This window comes from Alteromonas sp. ABH2_165 (genome assembly GCF_056159945.1).
The window spans coordinates 815,865-833,962 of sequence record NZ_JBSWWF010000001.1; the positions used below are offsets into that span (position 1 = coordinate 815,865).

Annotated in this window: 18 protein-coding genes, 5 tRNA genes and 1 pseudogene; 8 read left to right on the forward strand and 16 right to left on the reverse strand. The window is 46.5% G+C overall.

Going from position 1 to position 18,098, the window contains the following annotated elements:
- Window positions 1–15: 15 nt before the first annotated feature.
- Complete coding sequence (locus tag ACXAFQ_RS03590) at window positions 16–591, reverse strand: TetR/AcrR family transcriptional regulator (protein ID WP_474818187.1); 576 nt, start codon at window positions 589–591, stop codon at window positions 16–18.
- Window positions 592–721: 130 nt separating this feature from the next.
- Here ACXAFQ_RS03590 and ACXAFQ_RS03595 point away from each other — a divergent pair, with 130 nt between their 5' ends.
- On the forward strand, window positions 722–1,276 hold the full coding sequence (locus tag ACXAFQ_RS03595; RefSeq protein ID WP_474818188.1) for a carboxymuconolactone decarboxylase family protein: 555 nt from the start codon (window positions 722–724) through the stop codon (window positions 1,274–1,276).
- A 39-nt stretch (window positions 1,277–1,315) separates the two neighbouring features.
- Here ACXAFQ_RS03595 and ACXAFQ_RS03600 read toward each other — a convergent pair whose 3' ends face one another.
- From ACXAFQ_RS03600 to ACXAFQ_RS03620, 5 genes are all read right to left on the reverse strand, one after another.
- Window positions 1,316–2,719, reverse strand: coding sequence for an alanine/glycine:cation symporter family protein (locus ACXAFQ_RS03600; RefSeq protein ID WP_474818189.1), 1,404 nt, complete (start codon window positions 2,717–2,719; stop codon window positions 1,316–1,318).
- Window positions 2,720–2,907: 188 nt separating this feature from the next.
- Window positions 2,908–2,983, reverse strand: a tRNA-Gln gene (locus ACXAFQ_RS03605).
- 43 nt (window positions 2,984–3,026) lie between these two features.
- Window positions 3,027–3,102: transfer RNA gene (locus ACXAFQ_RS03610), tRNA-Gln, on the reverse strand.
- A 5-nt stretch (window positions 3,103–3,107) separates the two neighbouring features.
- Window positions 3,108–3,192: transfer RNA gene (locus ACXAFQ_RS03615), tRNA-Leu, on the reverse strand.
- A 36-nt stretch (window positions 3,193–3,228) separates the two neighbouring features.
- Window positions 3,229–3,305 (reverse strand) — tRNA-Met (locus tag ACXAFQ_RS03620).
- Window positions 3,306–3,609: 304 nt separating this feature from the next.
- Between ACXAFQ_RS03620 and ACXAFQ_RS03625 the strand changes: the two genes are divergently transcribed.
- Window positions 3,610–4,917 carry a short-chain fatty acid transporter gene (locus tag ACXAFQ_RS03625; protein WP_474818190.1) on the forward strand — a complete coding sequence of 436 codons (1,308 nt, stop codon included), beginning with the start codon at window positions 3,610–3,612 and terminating at the stop codon, window positions 4,915–4,917.
- Between the two features lie 81 nt (window positions 4,918–4,998).
- Here ACXAFQ_RS03625 and ychF read toward each other — a convergent pair whose 3' ends face one another.
- From ychF to lolB, 9 genes are all read right to left on the reverse strand, one after another.
- Window positions 4,999–6,090: a redox-regulated ATPase YchF gene (gene ychF, locus ACXAFQ_RS03630; protein ID WP_474818191.1), complete on the reverse strand. Its 1,092-nt coding sequence runs from the start codon at window positions 6,088–6,090 to the stop codon at window positions 4,999–5,001.
- A gap of 23 nt (window positions 6,091–6,113) precedes the next feature.
- A complete protein-coding gene (gene pth / locus ACXAFQ_RS03635) occupies window positions 6,114–6,710 on the reverse strand; it encodes an aminoacyl-tRNA hydrolase (RefSeq protein WP_474818192.1) in 597 nt (198 codons plus the stop codon).
- A gap of 5 nt (window positions 6,711–6,715) precedes the next feature.
- Entirely contained in the window at window positions 6,716–7,351 is a 636-nt protein-coding gene (locus ACXAFQ_RS03640) for a 50S ribosomal protein L25/general stress protein Ctc (RefSeq protein WP_474818193.1), read from the reverse strand.
- A gap of 146 nt (window positions 7,352–7,497) precedes the next feature.
- Window positions 7,498–7,902 (reverse strand): hypothetical protein, encoded by a 405-nt coding sequence (locus tag ACXAFQ_RS03645; protein WP_474818194.1) that lies wholly within the window; start codon window positions 7,900–7,902, stop codon window positions 7,498–7,500.
- A gap of 142 nt (window positions 7,903–8,044) precedes the next feature.
- The gene (locus ACXAFQ_RS03650) at window positions 8,045–9,211 is read right to left on the reverse strand and encodes a serine hydrolase domain-containing protein (protein ID WP_474818195.1); all 1,167 of its coding nucleotides are present in this window, start codon (window positions 9,209–9,211) and stop codon (window positions 8,045–8,047) included.
- Between the two features lie 184 nt (window positions 9,212–9,395).
- Window positions 9,396–10,343, reverse strand: a complete 948-nt coding sequence (locus ACXAFQ_RS03655) for a ribose-phosphate pyrophosphokinase (RefSeq protein WP_070123533.1) — start codon at window positions 10,341–10,343, stop codon at window positions 9,396–9,398.
- A gap of 31 nt (window positions 10,344–10,374) precedes the next feature.
- Window positions 10,375–10,450 (reverse strand) — tRNA-Gln (locus ACXAFQ_RS03660).
- Between the two features lie 28 nt (window positions 10,451–10,478).
- Window positions 10,479–11,336, reverse strand: a complete 858-nt coding sequence (gene ispE / locus ACXAFQ_RS03665; RefSeq protein WP_474818196.1) for a 4-(cytidine 5'-diphospho)-2-C-methyl-D-erythritol kinase — start codon at window positions 11,334–11,336, stop codon at window positions 10,479–10,481.
- The gene (gene lolB / locus ACXAFQ_RS03670; RefSeq protein WP_474818197.1) at window positions 11,321–11,926 is read right to left on the reverse strand and encodes a lipoprotein insertase outer membrane protein LolB; all 606 of its coding nucleotides are present in this window, start codon (window positions 11,924–11,926) and stop codon (window positions 11,321–11,323) included. Before lolB ends, ispE begins: the two co-directional genes overlap by 16 nt.
- A gap of 141 nt (window positions 11,927–12,067) precedes the next feature.
- On the opposite strand from lolB, the gene hemA reads away from it, so the two are divergent.
- The 6 genes and pseudogenes from hemA to kdsA all read left to right on the forward strand — a co-directional run bounded on the left by hemA (window position 12,068) and on the right by kdsA (window position 17,601).
- Entirely contained in the window at window positions 12,068–13,339 is a 1,272-nt protein-coding gene (gene hemA, locus ACXAFQ_RS03675) for a glutamyl-tRNA reductase (RefSeq protein ID WP_474818198.1), read from the forward strand.
- Window positions 13,340–13,348: 9 nt separating this feature from the next.
- Entirely contained in the window at window positions 13,349–14,434 is a 1,086-nt protein-coding gene (gene prfA / locus ACXAFQ_RS03680) for a peptide chain release factor 1 (protein ID WP_070123537.1), read from the forward strand.
- Window positions 14,434–15,279, forward strand: coding sequence for a peptide chain release factor N(5)-glutamine methyltransferase (gene prmC, locus ACXAFQ_RS03685; RefSeq protein WP_474818199.1), 846 nt, complete (start codon window positions 14,434–14,436; stop codon window positions 15,277–15,279). Before prfA ends, prmC begins: the two co-directional genes overlap by 1 nt.
- A gap of 51 nt (window positions 15,280–15,330) precedes the next feature.
- Window positions 15,331–16,305, forward strand: a pseudogene (locus ACXAFQ_RS03690) (DUF3369 domain-containing protein); the annotation flags it as partial.
- Window positions 16,306–16,355: 50 nt separating this feature from the next.
- Window positions 16,356–16,730: a SirB2 family protein gene (locus ACXAFQ_RS03695; protein ID WP_474818200.1), complete on the forward strand. Its 375-nt coding sequence runs from the start codon at window positions 16,356–16,358 to the stop codon at window positions 16,728–16,730.
- A 16-nt stretch (window positions 16,731–16,746) separates the two neighbouring features.
- The gene (gene kdsA, locus ACXAFQ_RS03700; protein WP_474818201.1) at window positions 16,747–17,601 is read left to right on the forward strand and encodes a 3-deoxy-8-phosphooctulonate synthase; all 855 of its coding nucleotides are present in this window, start codon (window positions 16,747–16,749) and stop codon (window positions 17,599–17,601) included.
- Window positions 17,602–17,678: 77 nt separating this feature from the next.
- Here the strand turns inward: kdsA and ACXAFQ_RS03705 are convergent, their stop codons facing one another.
- Complete coding sequence (locus ACXAFQ_RS03705; RefSeq protein WP_474818202.1) at window positions 17,679–17,942, reverse strand: hypothetical protein; 264 nt, start codon at window positions 17,940–17,942, stop codon at window positions 17,679–17,681.
- Window positions 17,943–18,098 lie beyond the last annotated feature (156 nt).

The following is an 18,098-nucleotide window of genomic DNA, read 5'->3' on the forward strand; positions in this document are numbered from 1 at the left end:
TCAGCCTGTGTCATCTCAGGCGGCGCTATTTAATTCGCTCATCGCTCTGCTTATCAGTCGTCTAGTTTGTTCATCGTCATCACAGACAAAAGCCTGTGTTCTAAGACCAACGAATTGACATTGAAGCCAGGCGGCCAGCTCATTGAGATCAGCTTCTTGTGATATGTCGCCTTGCTGCTGAGCATTCTTCAACACCAACAAAAATGCTGATTTCAGCGCCGCCATCCCTTCAACTACTACCTGCCTGATCGCTTCCGGCAATTGTTCCATATCAGAAAGTGTTCTGACCAGCAGACATTGACGTTGGTACTGCAAGTCTCCGGGACACGTCGTCACACTGACAAAATATTTTTCTAACTCTGCAAGCGTATCCGGAAAGGTGGAACAGGCCTCTATATCACTTTTACTATCCTCTACGTACGTTTCTATCACCAGCTGAAACAAGCCATCTTTACTTTTAAATCGGTGGTAAATGCTTCCTGGCCGCATATCCAATGCGGTTTGCAACTCACGCATGCCCACAGCGCTATAGCCTTTTTTCCAGAATACTGCAGTCGCACTCTTAATCAGTTCTTCATTGGTTAATTTCATGAAACATAGCCTAAAAATTATTTTTTTGAACAAATGTTCAAATTGGTGGTTGAACGATCGTTCAAAGCCCCTATATCATAGTTATAGAGCAACCACATTGCGTTGATTATTTTACTTAAAGGAGAATTTTATGACTACTTATACATTACATACTCAAGATACTGCTCCCGATAAAGCTAAGCCATTACTGGAAAATTCAAAGAAGTCTTTCGGAATGATCCCCAATTTACATGCGGTCATGGCATCATCTCCTGAATTACTGGAAGGTTATCAGGTGCTTCATGATTTAGCTCAGAAAACAGATTTTTCTGCAGATGAATTAACCGTGGTCTGGCAAACGGTAAACGTGGAACACCAGTGCCACTATTGCGTCCCTGCGCATACAGGCATTGCTAAAAGCATGAAAGTTGATGATAAACTCATTGATGCATTGCGTAATAATGAAGAGCTTGAAGATGCAAAGTTAAATGCCCTGAGAAATGCAGTCCTCTCTGTCACCCGAGGTCGTGGACACATTGACGATGCGGCGATGAAAGGCTTTACTGATGCGGGTTACACATCAAGAAATATGTTAGATATTATATTAATTCTAGCTCAGAAAGTGATGAGTAATTATACCAATCATCTTGCTGAAACGCCTGTAGATGCGGCATTCGAAAAGTTTGCGTGGTCGCCGATGAAGTAAAACAAAAACGGCTATCTTAAGCAGATAGCCGTAATTCGTTTACCAGATACCGTCTTCAGTTTTTCCCTGGATCTCACAGTCGCCAGTTTTGTACTCCATATCGCCACCACGGTCGTGTTTGCTAAAGTAATCTTTGCTGATAGAAACAATGGTTGGTGTCATCCACACAATAGCAATGATATTGATCACAGACATCAAACCCAGCGCCATATCGGCCATGGCCCATACGGTTGGTAGTGCGGCCTGTGAACCCCATAAAATCATGCCGAGGTAACCTACGGTGTAAGCCAGTCTTCCCGCTTTATTGTCCAGTTTGAACATATGCAGGTTACTTTCACCATAGGCATAATTCGCTACCACGGAAGTGAATGAGAACAGACAGATTGCAGCGGCAACAAAGTCTTCACCGCCCATACCGATATGTTTGGTCATGGCCGCCTGGGTCATGCCAATCCCTTCCATGTGACCGGTAGCTTCGCCGCCTGCCAATAAGATGATAAACGCCGTAGCCGTACATAAAATCATGGTATCAACAAACACACCAAGCATTTGTACATATCCTTGCGATACCGGGTGATTCGGATTAGGCGCGGCACTGGCAGCTGCGTGGGGCACACTACCTGAGCCTGCTTCGTTAGAATACAGCCCGCGCTGAATACCGTTTTTAATGGCGGCTCCTAGCATGCCCGCACCGGCTTCTTGTAAGCCAAATGCCGATTTAATAATAGACATCAACACCGCGGGCAACTCGGTAATATTGAGCACCACAATAATGATGGCAGCCAGTACGTAGCCAATGGCCATGAACGGCACAATCCATTCAGCGAAGCGAGCGATACCGCGTAATCCGCCAACGACAATCAACGACGCCAGGCCAATTATCACCAGGCCAGAATAGAGTGGATTAAAACTGTAAGCATTGTTCAGTGCATCGGTAATCGTGTTGGCCTGTACTGCACTGAATACGAAACCATAACCAAAGAAGAGACAAAGCGAAAAGGCAACGGCAAGCCAGGTTTTGTTCAACCCTTGCTTGATATAATAAGCCGGTCCACCACGGTATTCGCCGTTCTCGTCGCGGACTTTATATAATTGTCCTAGGACACTTTCGGCAAAACCAGTAGCCATGCCTAAGAAGGCAATCACCCACATCCAAAAAATAGCGCCTGCGCCACCTAATGAAATGGCCACAGCTACGCCAGCGAGATTGCCGGTACCTACTCGAGCTGACAGGCTAGTGCACAACGCTTGAAATGAACTAATACCTTCCTTGGTAGAAGAGGTACTGCCTTTCATTAATTTGAACATGTGCGTGAAGTGGCGAAGCTGAACTGCGCCTAGCTTCCATGTGAACCAGAGTCCACATCCGAGCAGCATGACGATAAGCACCTGGCCGTCACCCCACAGCACGTTATTTACGGCCGATACAATATCGTTAATCACATGAATTCCTGTTTATTTTGTTCTTATGATTGTGTGTTGTTATTTATCTTATCAGAACAGACGAACGGGAAAAGTGATTCATCACCTGTTCTGAATAATTATCTTATTTTTCTGAATGAAAAATAATGCTTGCCGGGTAGGGAAGCGGAAATAAAAAAAGCCAGTCAAAAGACTGGCTTTTCTTAATATGGCTGGGGTAGCAGGACTCGAACCTACGGATGGCGGGATCAAAACCCGCTGCCTTACCAACTTGGCTATACCCCAATCAACTGGGTGTTAGCTGAAAGGATTCAACGTAACGAAATAATGGCTGGGGTAGCAGGACTCGAACCTACGGATGGCGGGATCAAAACCCGCTGCCTTACCAACTTGGCTATACCCCAACAGATGGTGCGGAAGGAGAGACTTGAACTCTCACGCCGTGAAGCACTGGAACCTAAATCCAGCGTGTCTACCAATTCCACCACTTCCGCGCAACTAGGACATACCTGAGAGATAAATAAGAAGAGTGGTGGCTACGGCGAGATTCGAACTTGCGACCCCATCATTATGAGTGATGTGCTCTAACCAACTGAGCTACGTAGCCTCTTCTTTTTCTCTTCCCTCTCAGGAAGTGGCGCGTATTATGCGGATATGACGGGGCACCGTCAACCCCTTTTTTACTAACTTTTTCTAAGTGGTCACAATGTGTACCGAAATGCCGGATTTATCAGCAAAATGGTTAATAAGAATACAGGAATCCATGATTTTCAACGATATTTTCTGTGTATTGAAGGGGGAGTTACCCCTGATTTAGCCCCTCAAAATCACTTTTTTCAAAATTTATTTCCTTTAATTTTCGACTTTTTTCGGTAAGGTGTTAACTAATTGTTTAAGGAATAATCAAAACTATGCTGAATCGCGTGGCAACACCTTTTGTAAAACTCGTCGAACGCTACCTACCCGATCCCTATATCTTCGTTTTATTGCTTACGCTGGTGGTTTTTTCCGCAGCAATGTTAATAGAAAGCCATTCGTTGACCGTGGTCGTCGAACAATGGGGGAGTGGTTTGTGGGGATTACTCAGCTTTTCCATGCAAATGTTACTGGTTTTAGTAACCGGCTATATGTTGGCAAGTACGCCTCTGGTGAAAAAGTGCCTGGAAAGTCTAGCCGCGCGGGCAAATTCCGCAGGAAAAGCCATTATTTTGGTTACCCTGGTCTCGTTAATGGCGAGCTGGCTAAACTGGGGCTTTGGATTAGTGGTAGGGGCATTATTTGCCAAAGCGCTGGCGAAACGCATTGAGGTGGATTATCGCCTGCTGGTGGCCAGCGCATATTCTGGTTTTGTTGTCTGGCATGGTGGGCTTGCAGGTTCTGTACCTTTAACCATTGCTACACCGGGACATTTTTCTGTAGATCAAATTGGTGTTATTGATACATCAGAAACCATCTTCGCAACCTTTAATCTTATTCTGGTAGTCATTTTGTTTATCGTCATGCCGTTGGTAAACCGTCTTATGATGCCAAAACCGGAAGATAGCGTGATCGTGCCGGCTGAAAAGCTGGAAGATAAACACACCGTCGATGAAGCCAATACCCGACCCGCAGATAAACTCGAGAACAGTACTATTCTGGCGCAGTTAATTGGCTTTGCGGGAATGGGATACTTAGTCATGTACTTTGTTGGTGGCGGCACGCTGAATTTGAACGTGGTAAATGCCTTGTTTTTGTTTCTGGCTATTATTCTGCACAAAACGCCACGGCGCTTATTGTTCAGTTTACATCAGGCTGTAAAAGGCGGAGCAGGAATTGTTATCCAGTTTCCGTTTTATGCTGGCATTATGGCGGTAATGGTGCAGTCAGGGCTTGCTCAGAGCCTGTCAGAGTGGCTGATTAGTTTAGCAACCGCAGAGTCCCTACCGGTGTGGAGCTTTATCAGTGCGGGCATTGTGAATATTTTTGTGCCTTCCGGTGGTGGACAGTGGGCTGTTCAGGCGCCGGTGGTGCTGCCTGCGGCGCTGGAATTGGGTGCAGATATTAACCGTGTTGCCATGGGCGTAGCCTGGGGGGATGCTTGGACTAACCTTATTCAGCCGTTCTGGGCCTTACCTGTTTTAGCCATTGCTGGCCTAAAAGCAAAAGACATCATGGGCTTTTGTTTGGTGCAGCTTATTTTAACCGGCGTCATTATTGGGCTGGTACTGCGGTTCTTATAAAAGGCAAACCTTCTTTCACAGGCTGTAAAAACAAAAACACCGCCATCAGGCGGTGTTTTTACATGCTTATAAAGCTATGCTTTACACGTTAAAGCGGAAGTGAATTACGTCACCATCTTTAACGATGTAGTCTTTACCTTCCAGACGCCATTTACCGGCATCCTTGGCGCCTTGTTCGCCACCAAACTCAATAAAGTTATCGTAGCCAACGATTTCAGCACGGATAAAGCCTTTCTCAAAGTCGGTGTGGATTTTACCAGCCGCTTGTGGCGCGGTTGAACCTTCTGGGAAAGTCCATGCACGTACTTCTTTTACGCCCGCAGTAAAATACGTTTGCAGGGTTAGCAGGTTGTAGCCAGCACGAATTACACGATTTAGACCTGGTTCTTCTAATCCCATGTCCTGCATGAATTCTTCACGCTCGTCATCATCCAGTTCTGCGATTTCAGCTTCAATTTCGGCACAAACCGCAACGACTACTGCATTTTCGCCCGCTGCAATTTCTTTCACCTGATCAAGGAATGGATTGTTCTCAAAACCGTCATCGTTCACGTTAGCGATGTACATAGTTGGTTTCAGCGTTAACATGTTCATGTAGCTAATCGCTGCCATTTCTTCTTTGGTCAGTTCCAAAGAGCGCAACAGATTACCTTCGTCCAGATGCGGCTTAATTTTTTCCAGTACTTTTAATTCGTACTTCGCATCGGCATCGCCGCCTTTAGCGCGTTTTGCAACACGATGAATGGCTTTTTCTGTGGTCTCCAGATCAGCCAGTGCAAGTTCCGTATTGATAACGTCGATATCGTCCTTTGGACTCACCTTACCAGCAACGTGAACAATGTTGTCGTTTTCAAAGCAACGTACTACGTGGCCAATCGCATCGGTTTCACGGATATTTGCTAAGAATTTGTTACCTAAACCTTCACCTTTCGATGCACCTTCAACCAGACCCGCAATATCGACGAACTCCATGGTAGTAGGAATAACACGTTGAGGATTCACAATCTCTGCCAGCTTATCTAAACGCAGATCCGGTACGGGGACGACACCTGTGTTCGGTTCAATTGTACAGAACGGAAAGTTCGCCGCTTCAATGCCGGCTTTGGTAAGAGCGTTGAACAGGGTAGATTTACCCACATTTGGCAGACCAACGATGCCACATTTAAAACCCATGTGCTGGACCCTTGTTTGGTTGATTAGCCCTGAACGTCAGCTTTAAAACTATGCAGTCGGTTCTGAGCTTGCTTTAAGTCGTTTTTGATTAGCATTTCTGTACACCGGACAGCTTCATCAATGACATCATCGATGGCGGCTTTTTCATTTGCCGGTGGTTTGCCAAGTACATGGCCGGTTACTTTACTTTTATGGCCCGGATGACCGATGCCAATGCGTAAACGTAAGAAATTTTTATTATTGCCCATTCTGGCGACGATATCTCGAATTCCATTTTGACTGGAACTACCACCCATTTTGAATTTGGCAATACCTGGGGGTAAATCGAGTTCGTCGAAAGCAACCAACATATTCTCTGCGGGGATGCGATAAAAGTTTGCCATCGCAGCAACGGCCTGACCACTTTTATTCATAAAAGTTGTAGGGTAGAGCAGACGAATATCTTGTGTGCCTATGGTAATACGGCCAGTTAAACCGTAAAACTTACTTTCGGGCGTGAGGGAGGTATTGAAACGTGCCGCCAGTTCATTAAGAAACCAGACGCCAGCGTTGTGTCGCGTGTTTTCATATTCTGGGCCTGGATTTCCCAGGCCCACAATCAGACGAATATCTGATGACAAGCTGATTATTCCTCAGCTGTGCCTTCTTCGCCTTCGTCATCGCTGCTTTCAACAGAAGCGCGTGAAGGCTTGATAGTAACAACGGCCAGGTTGTGCGCGTCGTCGCCTTTCGCCAGTTCTACAGAGCTAACGCCAGCAGGCAGAGTCAGGTCAGACAGGTGCAGAGTTGTTTCCATGTCCAGGTCAGCCATGTCTACTTCAACGAACTCAGGCAGGTCTTTAGGCAGACAAGTAACTTCAATTTCAGTTACCAGGTGCTCTGCGATACCGCCAGCTTTGATCGCTGCGTTTTTGTCTTCATTGATGAAGTGAACAGGGATGCTCGTGTGCAGCTCTTCACCCGCGATAACACGTTGGAAATCGATGTGAGTGATTTTAGGCTTATACGGGTGACGTTGCATGTCTTTAACTAACGCTTCAACTTTCTGACCGTCAATGTTCAGAGTCAGAACGTGAGAGTAGAACGCTTCAAAATCAGCAGCGTTGTTTACTTTGTTGTGCTCAAGAGTCAGTGCAACAGGGGCTTCTTCGCCACCGTACAGGATTGCAGGAACTTTGTCAGCATGACGCAGGCGGCGGCTCGCACCTTTCCCCAGGTCAGTACGTACTACTGCATCCAGGTTAAAAATACCTTCAGACATTGAAATGTCTCCAAAAATTTAAGTTTATCGTTTGTGAGTTTTTGCGACCAAAACCCACGCGTATCTGGCATTTATGCCAGGCCCCGAAATAAAAGGGCGGCGAATTCTACCACTGCGCCCTTCGAGTTACAAACTTAAATGTTACATTACATGAGGCTAGTGCCGGGTTTGCGCGGGATGGGCTTAACTTCACTGTCGTCAGCACTAAGTACTTCCTGAATTTGCATGACTTTACCAAACTGCGTGATGGTCATGACATCCACGGGTACGGCAGTGACTACCAAACGCATACCATTTTGACGGTAGTGTTTATCGAGGCCTCGAAGAGTATATTTTTCGCCATTGTCTGCGATGAAGCCTAGGAAACCGCCTTCCATGTCCTGATACTGAAGCTGACCACTGATTTTAGAGAGGTTTTTATTTTTTGCTTCCGTCATTTTACTCTCCTCAACATTAGTCTTCGGTGAAACAGGCTCGCTGACTGATGCAGTGGTATCACTGCAAGCGGCGCAAGTAACAAAAACCGCAATCATCATAATCTGACGAATCATGGTGCATCCTTAACAACAATTTCAAAAGGCCATTGTGCCGTGTAAAGTCTGAACGGACAATGAATGAACACGCAAGCGCAGTAAGTATAGTTTTTGTTGTTTTATTTCCAACATACAAACCAAACAAAAGAGTATGTTGTATCTAAAACACCGATGGATCTTCACCATGCCACAAACCTAGATCCGTTAGTATCTGGAACACTGGATAGGTGAGGGCATTCGTATCAAGTGAATTACTGTTGCACATGGCAACCACGGAAGTGTGTGTATCTGGTCGGCGAATGAAACTGGTACTTGTTCCGAGCCAGCCACCGTTGTGGAAGTAATAGCGGCCGTCTGTGTATTGACCATTGGCGTAGTACCATTTGTGTTCATCGCGATCAGGGAAATCGCCGTTGGGTGTATTCATTAATGCGATAAGCTCGGCGGGCTTTTTACCTAAAATTGGATTGCTAAACTGGTTGTTCCACAAACGCATATCTTCAAGGGTAGTAAATAAGCCACCATCCCCGGTCACATAGAGGTTTGTCATGTTGACTTCAAGTTTCGCTTTTCCGCTTGTTTCGTTTTTTGTGCTGATGTAGCCGTAAGCCCTGTGTGGAATAACTTCACGTTTATCATCAGCAAAGAAGGTGTGTTTCATTCCTAAAGGGGTAAAGATTCGGGCGGTGGTAAATGCTCTGAATGTTTGGCCACTTACATTTTCAACCAGTAAGGTCAGAAGGTTGTAAGCGAAATTGCTGTAACGCTGTTCCTTTTCCGGTGCAGTAAGCAAAGGTAAGGTCTTGAGTAAGTCATAATATTCATCGTTGGAGAGATAATCCTCATCGCCTAGTCTGAAAGGCTTACCGGATACGGAATGTAATGGTTCGGACAGCAATTCGTTCAGCGTGTCATAGTCGCCCATACCGGCAAAATGCCCCAACATAGCGTTGATAGTGACTTCGTGCTGGTACTCATAGAGATCCGGAATGTACTTACGGATGTCGTCATCAAGATTGATTAATCCATCATCGGCCAGAAGTAACACTGCCATAGCAGTAAACTGTTTCGATACCGATGCCATTCTGAAGCGAGTAGAAGCTGAAATGGGCACGCTGTGCTCAACGTTGGCCAGCCCGTAATGCTTTTGGAAAATAAATTCCCCTTGCTGAATGATACCCACGGAACATCCCGGATCGCTCGGTTCTATCATTGCAGTGGCAATGGCATCCATTTTTACTTCGAGTTGCCTGAGCGCATCTTCCGCATTACTTTGAAAGCTGGGTAAGCACAGGGCTAGCGGCAACAAGACTTTGTTTAATTTCATGGCGATATCCATATCAGTATTCGATTTCTACCGTAACATAGTCGGCAATCAACCTTTAAGTGTCCACACAGAAAAAACAATGAATTACCTGTTGCCTATCTAAAAATTCCTAATCGCTGTTTAAAGTAAAAAAAAGCCGGCGCATTGCGGCGCCGGCTTTGGATAGGCTCAAACAAGTTGAATATTAGTATTCAAACATTGCCGAAATAGATTCTTCATTGCTGATACGGCGAATGGTTTCCGCCAGCATTTCAGAAAGCGTAAGTTGCTTAACCTTACCTGTGGCTTTCATGTCTTTCGACAGTGGAATACTGTCGGTAATGATGATTTCATCAATGACAGATTCTTTCAGGTTTTTCGGCGCGTTGCCTGAGAAAATGGCGTGAGTAGCGTAGGCATACACTTTTCGCGCACCATGGTTTTTCAGTGCTTCCGCAGCCTTTGCTAGTGTACCGCCGGTGTCGATCATGTCATCTACGATGATACAGTCGCGGCCGTTAACGTCACCGATAATGTTCATAACCTGAGACACATTGGCTTTTGGACGACGCTTATCGATAATTGCCAAATCGGCATCGTTCAGCAGTTTTGCTGTTGCGCGGGCACGCACAACACCGCCGATGTCTGGAGATACTACGATTGGGTCTACAAAATCACGCTGCACCATATCGGCAAGCAGGATTGGGGTACCGAATGCGTTGTCTACAGGCACATCGAAGAAGCCCTGGATTTGCTCGGCGTGTAAATCGATGGTCAGAACGCGGTCAACACCCACGTTAGACAGAAAATCTGCAACAACACGAGCGGTAATCGGCACACGAGCAGAACGTACACGACGGTCTTGTCTAGCATAACCAAAGTAGGGGATAACAGCGGTGATACGACCGGCTGATGCGCGACGCAGGGCGTCAATCATCACGATCAGTTCCATCAGGTTGTCGTTGGTTGGTGCACAGGTAGACTGGATAATAAAAACGTCCGAGCCACGGACGTTTTCATGAATTTCTACGCTGATTTCACCGTCGCTAAAGCGACCAACACTGGCGTTACCAAGTTTAGTATAAAGGCGTTCGGCGACTTTATGGGCAAGTTCCGGGACAGCATTGCCTGCAAAGAGCTTCATATCTGGCACAAGTGTTTCCTCAGTGCATTGATAAAGGTGGTGGCTGGGGTAGCTGGACTCGAACCAACGGATGGCGGGATCAAAACCCGCTGCCTTACCAACTTGGCTATACCCCAAAAATTTAATTCATGTCCGATGCTTCGTTCACGGTTTTAGTTTTTGTAATAAGGGCGAGGTGTTTACACCTTTAGCAACAAAACCAGTCCATTTTCCGGGCAAGGTATCAAGAACACGCCTGGCTGAAATTTCATCACTAAATATAGCAAAAACACACGCGCCTGTGCCCGTCATCCGCGACGGGGCGAATTGTAGCAACCACTGTAATAATAATGCAACTTCGGGATGGCGATCACAGACAATTGTCTGACAATCATTATGTGTTGCATCAAAAGTATAATTGTCCCACTCAATGGCAGGTGTGTTGCGGGGCAGGGACGATTCGCGGAAAATATCAGCAGTACCTACATGAATACCGGGGTTAACAACCAAATACCATTGTTCGTTCAGTTCTGTAGCAGTAATTGCCTCGCCAACACCGCCAGCGAAACCCGTGTGACCTTCCACGAATATGGGAACATCTGCACCTAACTTGAGGCCTAATGCTGCTAATTCACTGGTATCCAGTTTGCAATTCCAAAGCGCGTTCAGTGCCACAAGTACCGTTGCAGCGTTTGAAGAACCGCCTCCAATACCACCGCCCATGGGAAGGTTTTTTCGCAAATAAATATTTACGCCGTGATTAACACCACAGTGCTCTCTTAATAACTTTGCCGCTTTAATGATCAAATTATCTTCGTCATTCACACCAGGAATTGACGGTGACAGCGTAATGTCATTCGATGACACTAATTCAAACGCCAGTTCATCACCGCGGTCCAGAATTTGAAATAATGTCTGCAATTGGTGATAACCATTCTCGTATCGGCCAAGAATATGCAGGAAAAGGTTGAGTTTCGCGGGACTGGGCCACCAGTCATAAGGTTGCATTACTGTATTGTCCATTCATCAATTCGGATTTTAATCAGCATTTTACTATTGTTCGTTTGGGTAAGGGTTAACTGGTGAGGTAACCAAATGCCATCGACATTACCGTAGTTGCTGTAAATCACTTTCCAGTTGCCACAATTATCACAGGCCGGAGACAGCGATGCCAGCAGTTGTTTGTCGTTCAGTTGGTAGTCATCGCCTGCTAGAGGTAAGCCTTTTATCCAGTTGAGTAACCGATTCACCGGTATGTCCCAACCTGTTGTTTGATAAATAAGGCGAGACGGATTGGTATCCTCATAGTGCTTATCATCGGCTTCAAGGCTCGCCATGCCATCGTTCACTGATAAAGTAGCCAATGTGATTCCCAGCATATTGGTTAATCGGAAATCAAAATCGGGTGCATCAGTTTTCCAGTTTAAATGGGCACTCACGGCTTCTTTATCGTTTCGAATAGCCATCTTCCCTTTTATCTGCCAGTGATCCACGGTTGTTAGTTGTTGCAGCTGCGAAGGCAGGTTAACCGCGGTTTCCGGGCCGTCGGGTAAAGTGGTACAGGCAGAGAGGGCGAGAAAAAATATCGCCAGTGTAATTATTCGCCAAAACATAAAAGAGTATGATCCCCCACAAAAAAGAGTCGCGAATGTTGCAAATCAACCACGACTAATGGGAACACAGTTTCAGGAGTACTTTCAATCATTTTGCGTTTTTCGTACAATGCCGCTCCATTGATGCCACCATGAATTTCAATGACCCTTACTGCCCTCGGAATTAATCACAAAACAGCACCTGTAGCACTTCGCGAAAAAGTTGCATTCACACCGGATTCTCTGGTGTCTGCGCTCGCCTCGTTGAAACAGATGAACGGCATAGACGAGTCTGTCATTGTTTCCACGTGTAATCGCACAGAAGTGTATGTGAAAGGGGTGGATGAAGCCGCGTTATTATTGAAATGGTTAGCGGAATTTCATGGGGTTTCTGAAAAGGATATCTCGGATAACAGCTATCTTTATCATCAGGAAGACGCAGTTCGACACGTTATGCGAGTAGCCAGCGGCCTCGATTCGTTAATACTGGGCGAGCCACAGATCCTCGGGCAAATCAAACAAGCATTCAATGATGCCAAGCATTCCGGTACTGTGGGCAGTGAGTTTGAGCGCCTGTTTCAACATACGTTTTCAGTCGCGAAAAAAGTCCGTTCTGAAACCGAGATTGGCGCCAATGCCGTGTCGGTGGCGTTCGCCGCTGTGCAACTGGCCAAACATATCTTCAGTGCCCTACCGAAACGCGCAGTGTTGTTGGTTGGGGCAGGAGAAACCATCGAGCTGGTTGCTCAGCATTTAAAAGAGCAGGGCGTACAACGTCTTGCTGTCGCAAATCGCACTGTAGCCCGGGCAGAGAAACTGGCCGAAAATCTTGGGGCCGAAGTGTTGACGTTATCGCAACTCCCTGATCATTTGCACCAGTTTGATATTGTTATTAGTTCTACTGCGAGTCAGTTACCATTAATCGGTAAAGGTATGGTAGAACGAGCGCTGAAGCAGCGCCGGAATACCCCAATGTTTATGGTGGATCTGGCTGTTCCCAGAGACATAGAGCCGCAAGTGAATGAGCTGGGGGATGCTTACCTCTACACGGTTGATGATCTTCAGCACATTGTCGAGCAAAATCTGGCGTCACGGGAATTGGCGGCGCAAGAAGCAGAAAAAATTATCAGCGAACAAGCGTTGGTTTTCCTGAATTGGAAACGGGCGCAAAAATCCATTGATTTAGTTCGCCAATACCGTCAGAAGAGCACGGCTTCCAGAGATGAATTGGTTGCCAAAGCCGTGAATCAACTGTCTGAAGGCCGAGAGCCTGAAGCAATCATTCAGGAATTGGCGTATAAACTGGCTAATACTCTGATGCACGGACCCACACGGGTGCTACGTGAAGCGGCACAAGATAAAAATAGCGCGCTGTCTCAATGGCTGGGACAGGCGATGGATCTTGCTCCTGAAGAGCAGGACAAAGAAAGGTAAACAACGCATATGAAAGAATCGGTGAAGAGAAAGCTGGAGCACCTGGTAGAACGCTTTGACGAGGTGCAGGCATTACTCGGCGATCCGGACACAATTTCCAATCAGGAAAAATTCCGCGCACTGTCGAAGGAATTTAGCCAGTTGGAAGACGTGGTAAAAGGTTTTAACGCTTATCAGCAAGCAGAAGAGAACCTGGCATCAGCACAAGAGATGTTGCAGGAAGACGATGCCGAGATGCGCGAAATGGCGCAGGAAGAAATGAAGTCTGCAAAAGAAGAACTGACTACGCTGGAAAGCGAGCTGCAAATTCTGCTGCTGCCGAAAGATCCCAACGATGACCACAACTGCTTCCTGGAAATTCGTGCTGGTGCAGGTGGTGATGAAGCAGCGATTTTTGCCGGTGATTTATTCCGCATGTATAGCCGTTACGCAGAGACGAAAGGCTGGCGCGTAGAAATTGTTAGCCAGAACGAAGGCGAGCATGGCGGTTTCAAAGAAGTGATTGCGAATATGAGCGGTGAAGGCGTTTATGGCGTGATGAAATTTGAATCGGGTGGTCACCGGGTTCAACGTGTACCTGAAACCGAATCGCAGGGCCGTATTCACACCTCAGCCTGTACGGTTGCCGTACTGCCTGAAATTCCAGAATCGGAAGCCATCGAGATTAACTCGGCTGATCTGAAAGTGGATACTTTCCGTGCGTCGGGCGCCGGTGGTCAGCACGTTAACAAAACCGATTCTGCCATTCGTATTACTCACTTACCTACGGGCTTAGTGGTAGAGTGTCAGGACGAACGTTCGCAGCACAAGAACCGCGCTAAAGCCATGTCGGTATTGCAAGCACGCCTGAACCAAATGGAAGAGGAGAAGCGTGCGAAAGAAGAAGCAACGACGCGCCGTAACCTGGTGGGCAGTGGTGATCGCTCCGAGCGTATCCGCACCTATAACTTCCCGCAGGGACGAGTGACCGACCACCGTATCAACTTAACGCTTTATCGTTTGGATGAAGTGATAGCAGGGGATTTAGCCGCATTGCTAGACCCAATACGCCAGGAACATCAGGCCGACTTGCTGGCTTCACTGGCAGACGAATAATGTTATTAAGCATTGCCGGGGCGCTTGCCCTGGCGCGAGAAATGTTAGCTGGCGGCGAGTCTCCTGTCGCCGATGCGAAGGTGTTATTGGCTCACGTTCTCGGGCAATCGCAAACCTATTTATTTACCTGGAGCGACAAAACGCTCTCAGAAACCCAGCAAGAGCAATTTCTCCAGCTTGTCTCACAACGTAAAAATGGTCACCCTGTGGCTCATCTCACGGGTTATCGTGATTTCTGGACTCTGCGATTACAGGTGAATCCCAGCACGCTCATTCCCCGTCCGGAAACCGAACTACTGGTAGAAAAAGCCCTTGAGCTATTGCCTGAGACGGCTGAGAGTTTGTGTGATCTCGGTACCGGCACCGGCGCTGTTGCACTGGCAATTGCCAGCGAGCGACCAGGTCTCGACGTTTATGGCGTTGACAGAATTGCTGACGCTGTCGCGTTGGCTAAGGCTAATGCGCTTCTTAATAACGTTGCCAACGCCCAATTTCTTGAAAGTCACTGGTTTTCCTCTTTAACGGGAAAGCAATTTGATATGTTGGTGACCAATCCACCCTATGTGGAAACAAGTAGCGAGTTTCTCAAACTTGGCGATGTGCGGTTTGAACCCCGTTCTGCGCTTACTGCAGGCGAAGATGGTTTGGATGATATTCGTTTCATCATCTCGCAGGCCCGTGGTTATTTAAAACCCGGTGGTTGGCTGCTTATTGAACATGGTTTTGAGCAGGGCTCTGCAATTTGTCATTTGTATAAACAGGCAGGATATACCGATGCAGAGACTTTCCGCGATCTCGCCGATCACCACCGTATTACTGTGGCCAGAATGCCCGCTTGCGATTAATCTCCCATCCAGTATGCTTTGACTGGCTTTCTCAATAATGGAATGAAATGGATGAGTGACGACTTTCTGTTTGCCGAAGATGAAGACGAAGAAATCATTGAAGAGTTGGGTAGTTGGAAAATACTGATTGTCGACGATGAACCTGAGGTGCATGCGGTCACCAAACTCGCATTGAATGACTTTATTCTTGATGATAAATGTCTCGAGTTTGTCAGCGTTTACAGTGGCGAGGAAGCAAAAAGCTACTTCAGGCAACACAACGATGTGGCAGTGGTTTTACTCGATGTCGTAATGGAAACCGACGAAGCCGGGTTAGAAGTGGCTGAGTATATTCGAGAGCAACTGCATAACCATTTTACCCGAATTATTCTACGCACCGGACAGCCCGGGCAAGCGCCTGAACGGGAAGTTATCATTAATTACGACATTAATGATTACAAATCGAAAACTGAGCTCACTGCGCAAAAACTGTTCACGGTGATGATCGCCGCACTTCGCAGCTATCGCGATATAATGGTGATTGAAGAAAGCCGGGCCGGGCTCGAGAAGATTATCGATGCGTCTGCCGATTTGTTTTCCATTCGTTCTGTCGAGCAGTTTATGCGCGGTATCATTCAGCAGTTAACCTCGATCATGGGTTTTTCGCAGCATGCTGCTTACATTACCAGTGCGGTAGCCGCGCCGAAACCTGTTACCAATACGCAACCCGACGAATTATACGTGTTTGCGGGGAATGGTGAGTATGCTGGGCAAGAAGGTCAGCCATTAAACAAAGCACTACCAGCCGAGGCCTATGTGTTATGCCGTCAGGCACTTGAAGAGAAACGCATTATTTTCGCAGACGACTACATCGTTGCTTATTGTTCAGGTAAAACCTTTCAGGGCTCATTGTTATATTTGTCTGGCGTGCCCGGAAAATTAACCCAAGCCAATGTTCGGCTACTGAATATGTTTGCTAAAAATGTACAACTTGCCTTCGATAATGTGCTGCTAAGCCAGCAGTTTGAGTCTACGAAAAACGAGATTAATCAACTGCGCCAGGCAGAAAATAACGATAAAAAATAAGAGGTTCTTTTATGTACATGATGGCGAAACATCTTCATTTAACCGCAGTGGGGATTAGCGTATTTCTGTTTATCTTTCGCTTTATGCTGAGTCAGTTCAATAGCGAATTGCTCAGTAAAAAGTGGCTGAAAATACTGCCTCACGTTGTCGATACGTTCCTATTAGCCAGCGCAATTTGGTTATGCTTTATTCTTGGTCAGTTTCCTTTTGTACAGGGGTGGTTAACCTTCAAAGTTGTGGGACTGATTGCTTATATTCTTATGGGTATGTTTGCCCTGAAATGGGGGCGTAACGCGCCGTTACGCTGGATTGGCTTTGTTGGCGCACTGGTCTGGATTGGCCTGATTGCCAATGTTGCCGTTACCAAACAGCCTTTATTATTCTGAAGTTGGAAATGCTCAAATGACACAATCTTTAAGTGAAATCGCGTTAGGCGATATCACTGTAGCAAACGACAAAGCTTTTGTTTTATTCGGCGGCATGAATGTGCTGGAATCTCGTGATTTGGCAATGAAAATTGCTGAACATTACGTGGAAGTCACCACCAAGTTGGGTATTCCTTACGTATTTAAAGCGTCTTTCGATAAAGCGAATCGTTCATCAGTCACCTCTTACCGTGGCCCGGGTATGGATGAAGGTCTTAAAATTTTTGAAGAAATCAAAAAGACGTTCAACGTACCACTTATCACCGATGTGCACGAACCCCATCAGGCCACGCCTGTGGCTGAAGTCGTTGATGTTATTCAATTGCCGGCATTTCTTGCCCGCCAGACTGATTTAGTTGTCGCTATGGCAGAAACCGGCGCTGTGATCAACGTGAAGAAACCTCAGTTCCTTGCACCCCATGAAATGCGCCACATCATCAAGAAAATTGGTGAAGCAGGGAACGATAAAGTGATCCTTTGTGAGCGTGGAACCAGTTTTGGCTATAACAACCTGGTCGTAGATATGCTGGGCATGGATGCCATGAAAGAATATGCACCGGTGATTTTCGACGCAACACATGCGTTGCAAATGCCTGGTGGCCGGGCAACGTCGGCAGATGGTCGTCGTGCACAAGCAGCACAATTAGCGCGCAGTGGCATGGCATTAGGTTTGGCTGGCCTGTTTATTGAAGCGCATCCGAATCCGGATGAAGCGAAATGTGATGGTCCTTGTGCATTGCCGCTGTCTAAACTTGAACCGTATTTGCAACAAATGAAAGCATTAGATGAATTGGTGAAGGGGTTTGCGCCTCTGGATACCAGCGCGAATTAATTCAGAACGCTGAAGACGAATGCCAGTGGCCGGCCATTGCCAGCCACCGGCATCCGAATCAGGTGTGGAATGAGAGGTTATTCGCCTTGCGTATTCTCCGCTTGCGATTGTTCTTCTTCATTCATAGCAAGTAGCGTAGCAGCGAGCTGTTGCTGCATTTCTGTTACTAGTACGGCTTTGACCTGTTCCTGTACATTAATTTTCTCAATGTTCAGTTCGATGGCGCTGATAAGCGGGGTAACTGCCGCTGAAGCAGGCAGTTCTTGCGAAAGTGTTGGGTAAGCGGTAGTTGCCGCCAGGATAACAGCCATCTGGCTGAAGAATTTTTTAAACTTAGTCATATCACACCTAATTAATTTAACTTTAAATTCATTAACATTTTTTTACATTGTTTAACAATTCTGCGCCATAACTTATTGAAAAAATGGGCTCTGTTTTGAATGCGGGCGAATAATAAACAGTTTTAAGGTGCCTTTAAAACGAGTTTAAATAGGGTT

Coding starts and splice junctions, on each gene's coding strand:
- ACXAFQ_RS03705 (WP_474818202.1), bottom strand. CDS start 17,942: ATGACTAAGTTTAAAAAATTCTTCAGCCAGATGGCTGTTATCCTGGCG.
- ACXAFQ_RS03625 (WP_474818190.1), top strand. CDS start 3,610: ATGCTGAATCGCGTGGCAACACCTTTTGTAAAACTCGTCGAACGCTAC.
- ACXAFQ_RS03645 (WP_474818194.1), bottom strand. CDS start 7,902: ATGATTCGTCAGATTATGATGATTGCGGTTTTTGTTACTTGCGCCGCT.
- lolB (WP_474818197.1), bottom strand. CDS start 11,926: ATGTTTTGGCGAATAATTACACTGGCGATATTTTTTCTCGCCCTCTCT.
- hemA (WP_474818198.1), top strand. CDS start 12,068: ATGACCCTTACTGCCCTCGGAATTAATCACAAAACAGCACCTGTAGCA.
- ACXAFQ_RS03640 (WP_474818193.1), bottom strand. CDS start 7,351: ATGTCTGAAGGTATTTTTAACCTGGATGCAGTAGTACGTACTGACCTG.
- ACXAFQ_RS03695 (WP_474818200.1), top strand. CDS start 16,356: ATGTACATGATGGCGAAACATCTTCATTTAACCGCAGTGGGGATTAGC.
- kdsA (WP_474818201.1), top strand. CDS start 16,747: ATGACACAATCTTTAAGTGAAATCGCGTTAGGCGATATCACTGTAGCA.
- ispE (WP_474818196.1), bottom strand. CDS start 11,336: ATGGACAATACAGTAATGCAACCTTATGACTGGTGGCCCAGTCCCGCG.
- ychF (WP_474818191.1), bottom strand. CDS start 6,090: ATGGGTTTTAAATGTGGCATCGTTGGTCTGCCAAATGTGGGTAAATCT.
- ACXAFQ_RS03595 (WP_474818188.1), top strand. CDS start 722: ATGACTACTTATACATTACATACTCAAGATACTGCTCCCGATAAAGCT.
- ACXAFQ_RS03650 (WP_474818195.1), bottom strand. CDS start 9,211: ATGAAATTAAACAAAGTCTTGTTGCCGCTAGCCCTGTGCTTACCCAGC.
- ACXAFQ_RS03590 (WP_474818187.1), bottom strand. CDS start 591: ATGAAATTAACCAATGAAGAACTGATTAAGAGTGCGACTGCAGTATTC.
- prfA (WP_070123537.1), top strand. CDS start 13,349: ATGAAAGAATCGGTGAAGAGAAAGCTGGAGCACCTGGTAGAACGCTTT.
- prmC (WP_474818199.1), top strand. CDS start 14,434: ATGTTATTAAGCATTGCCGGGGCGCTTGCCCTGGCGCGAGAAATGTTA.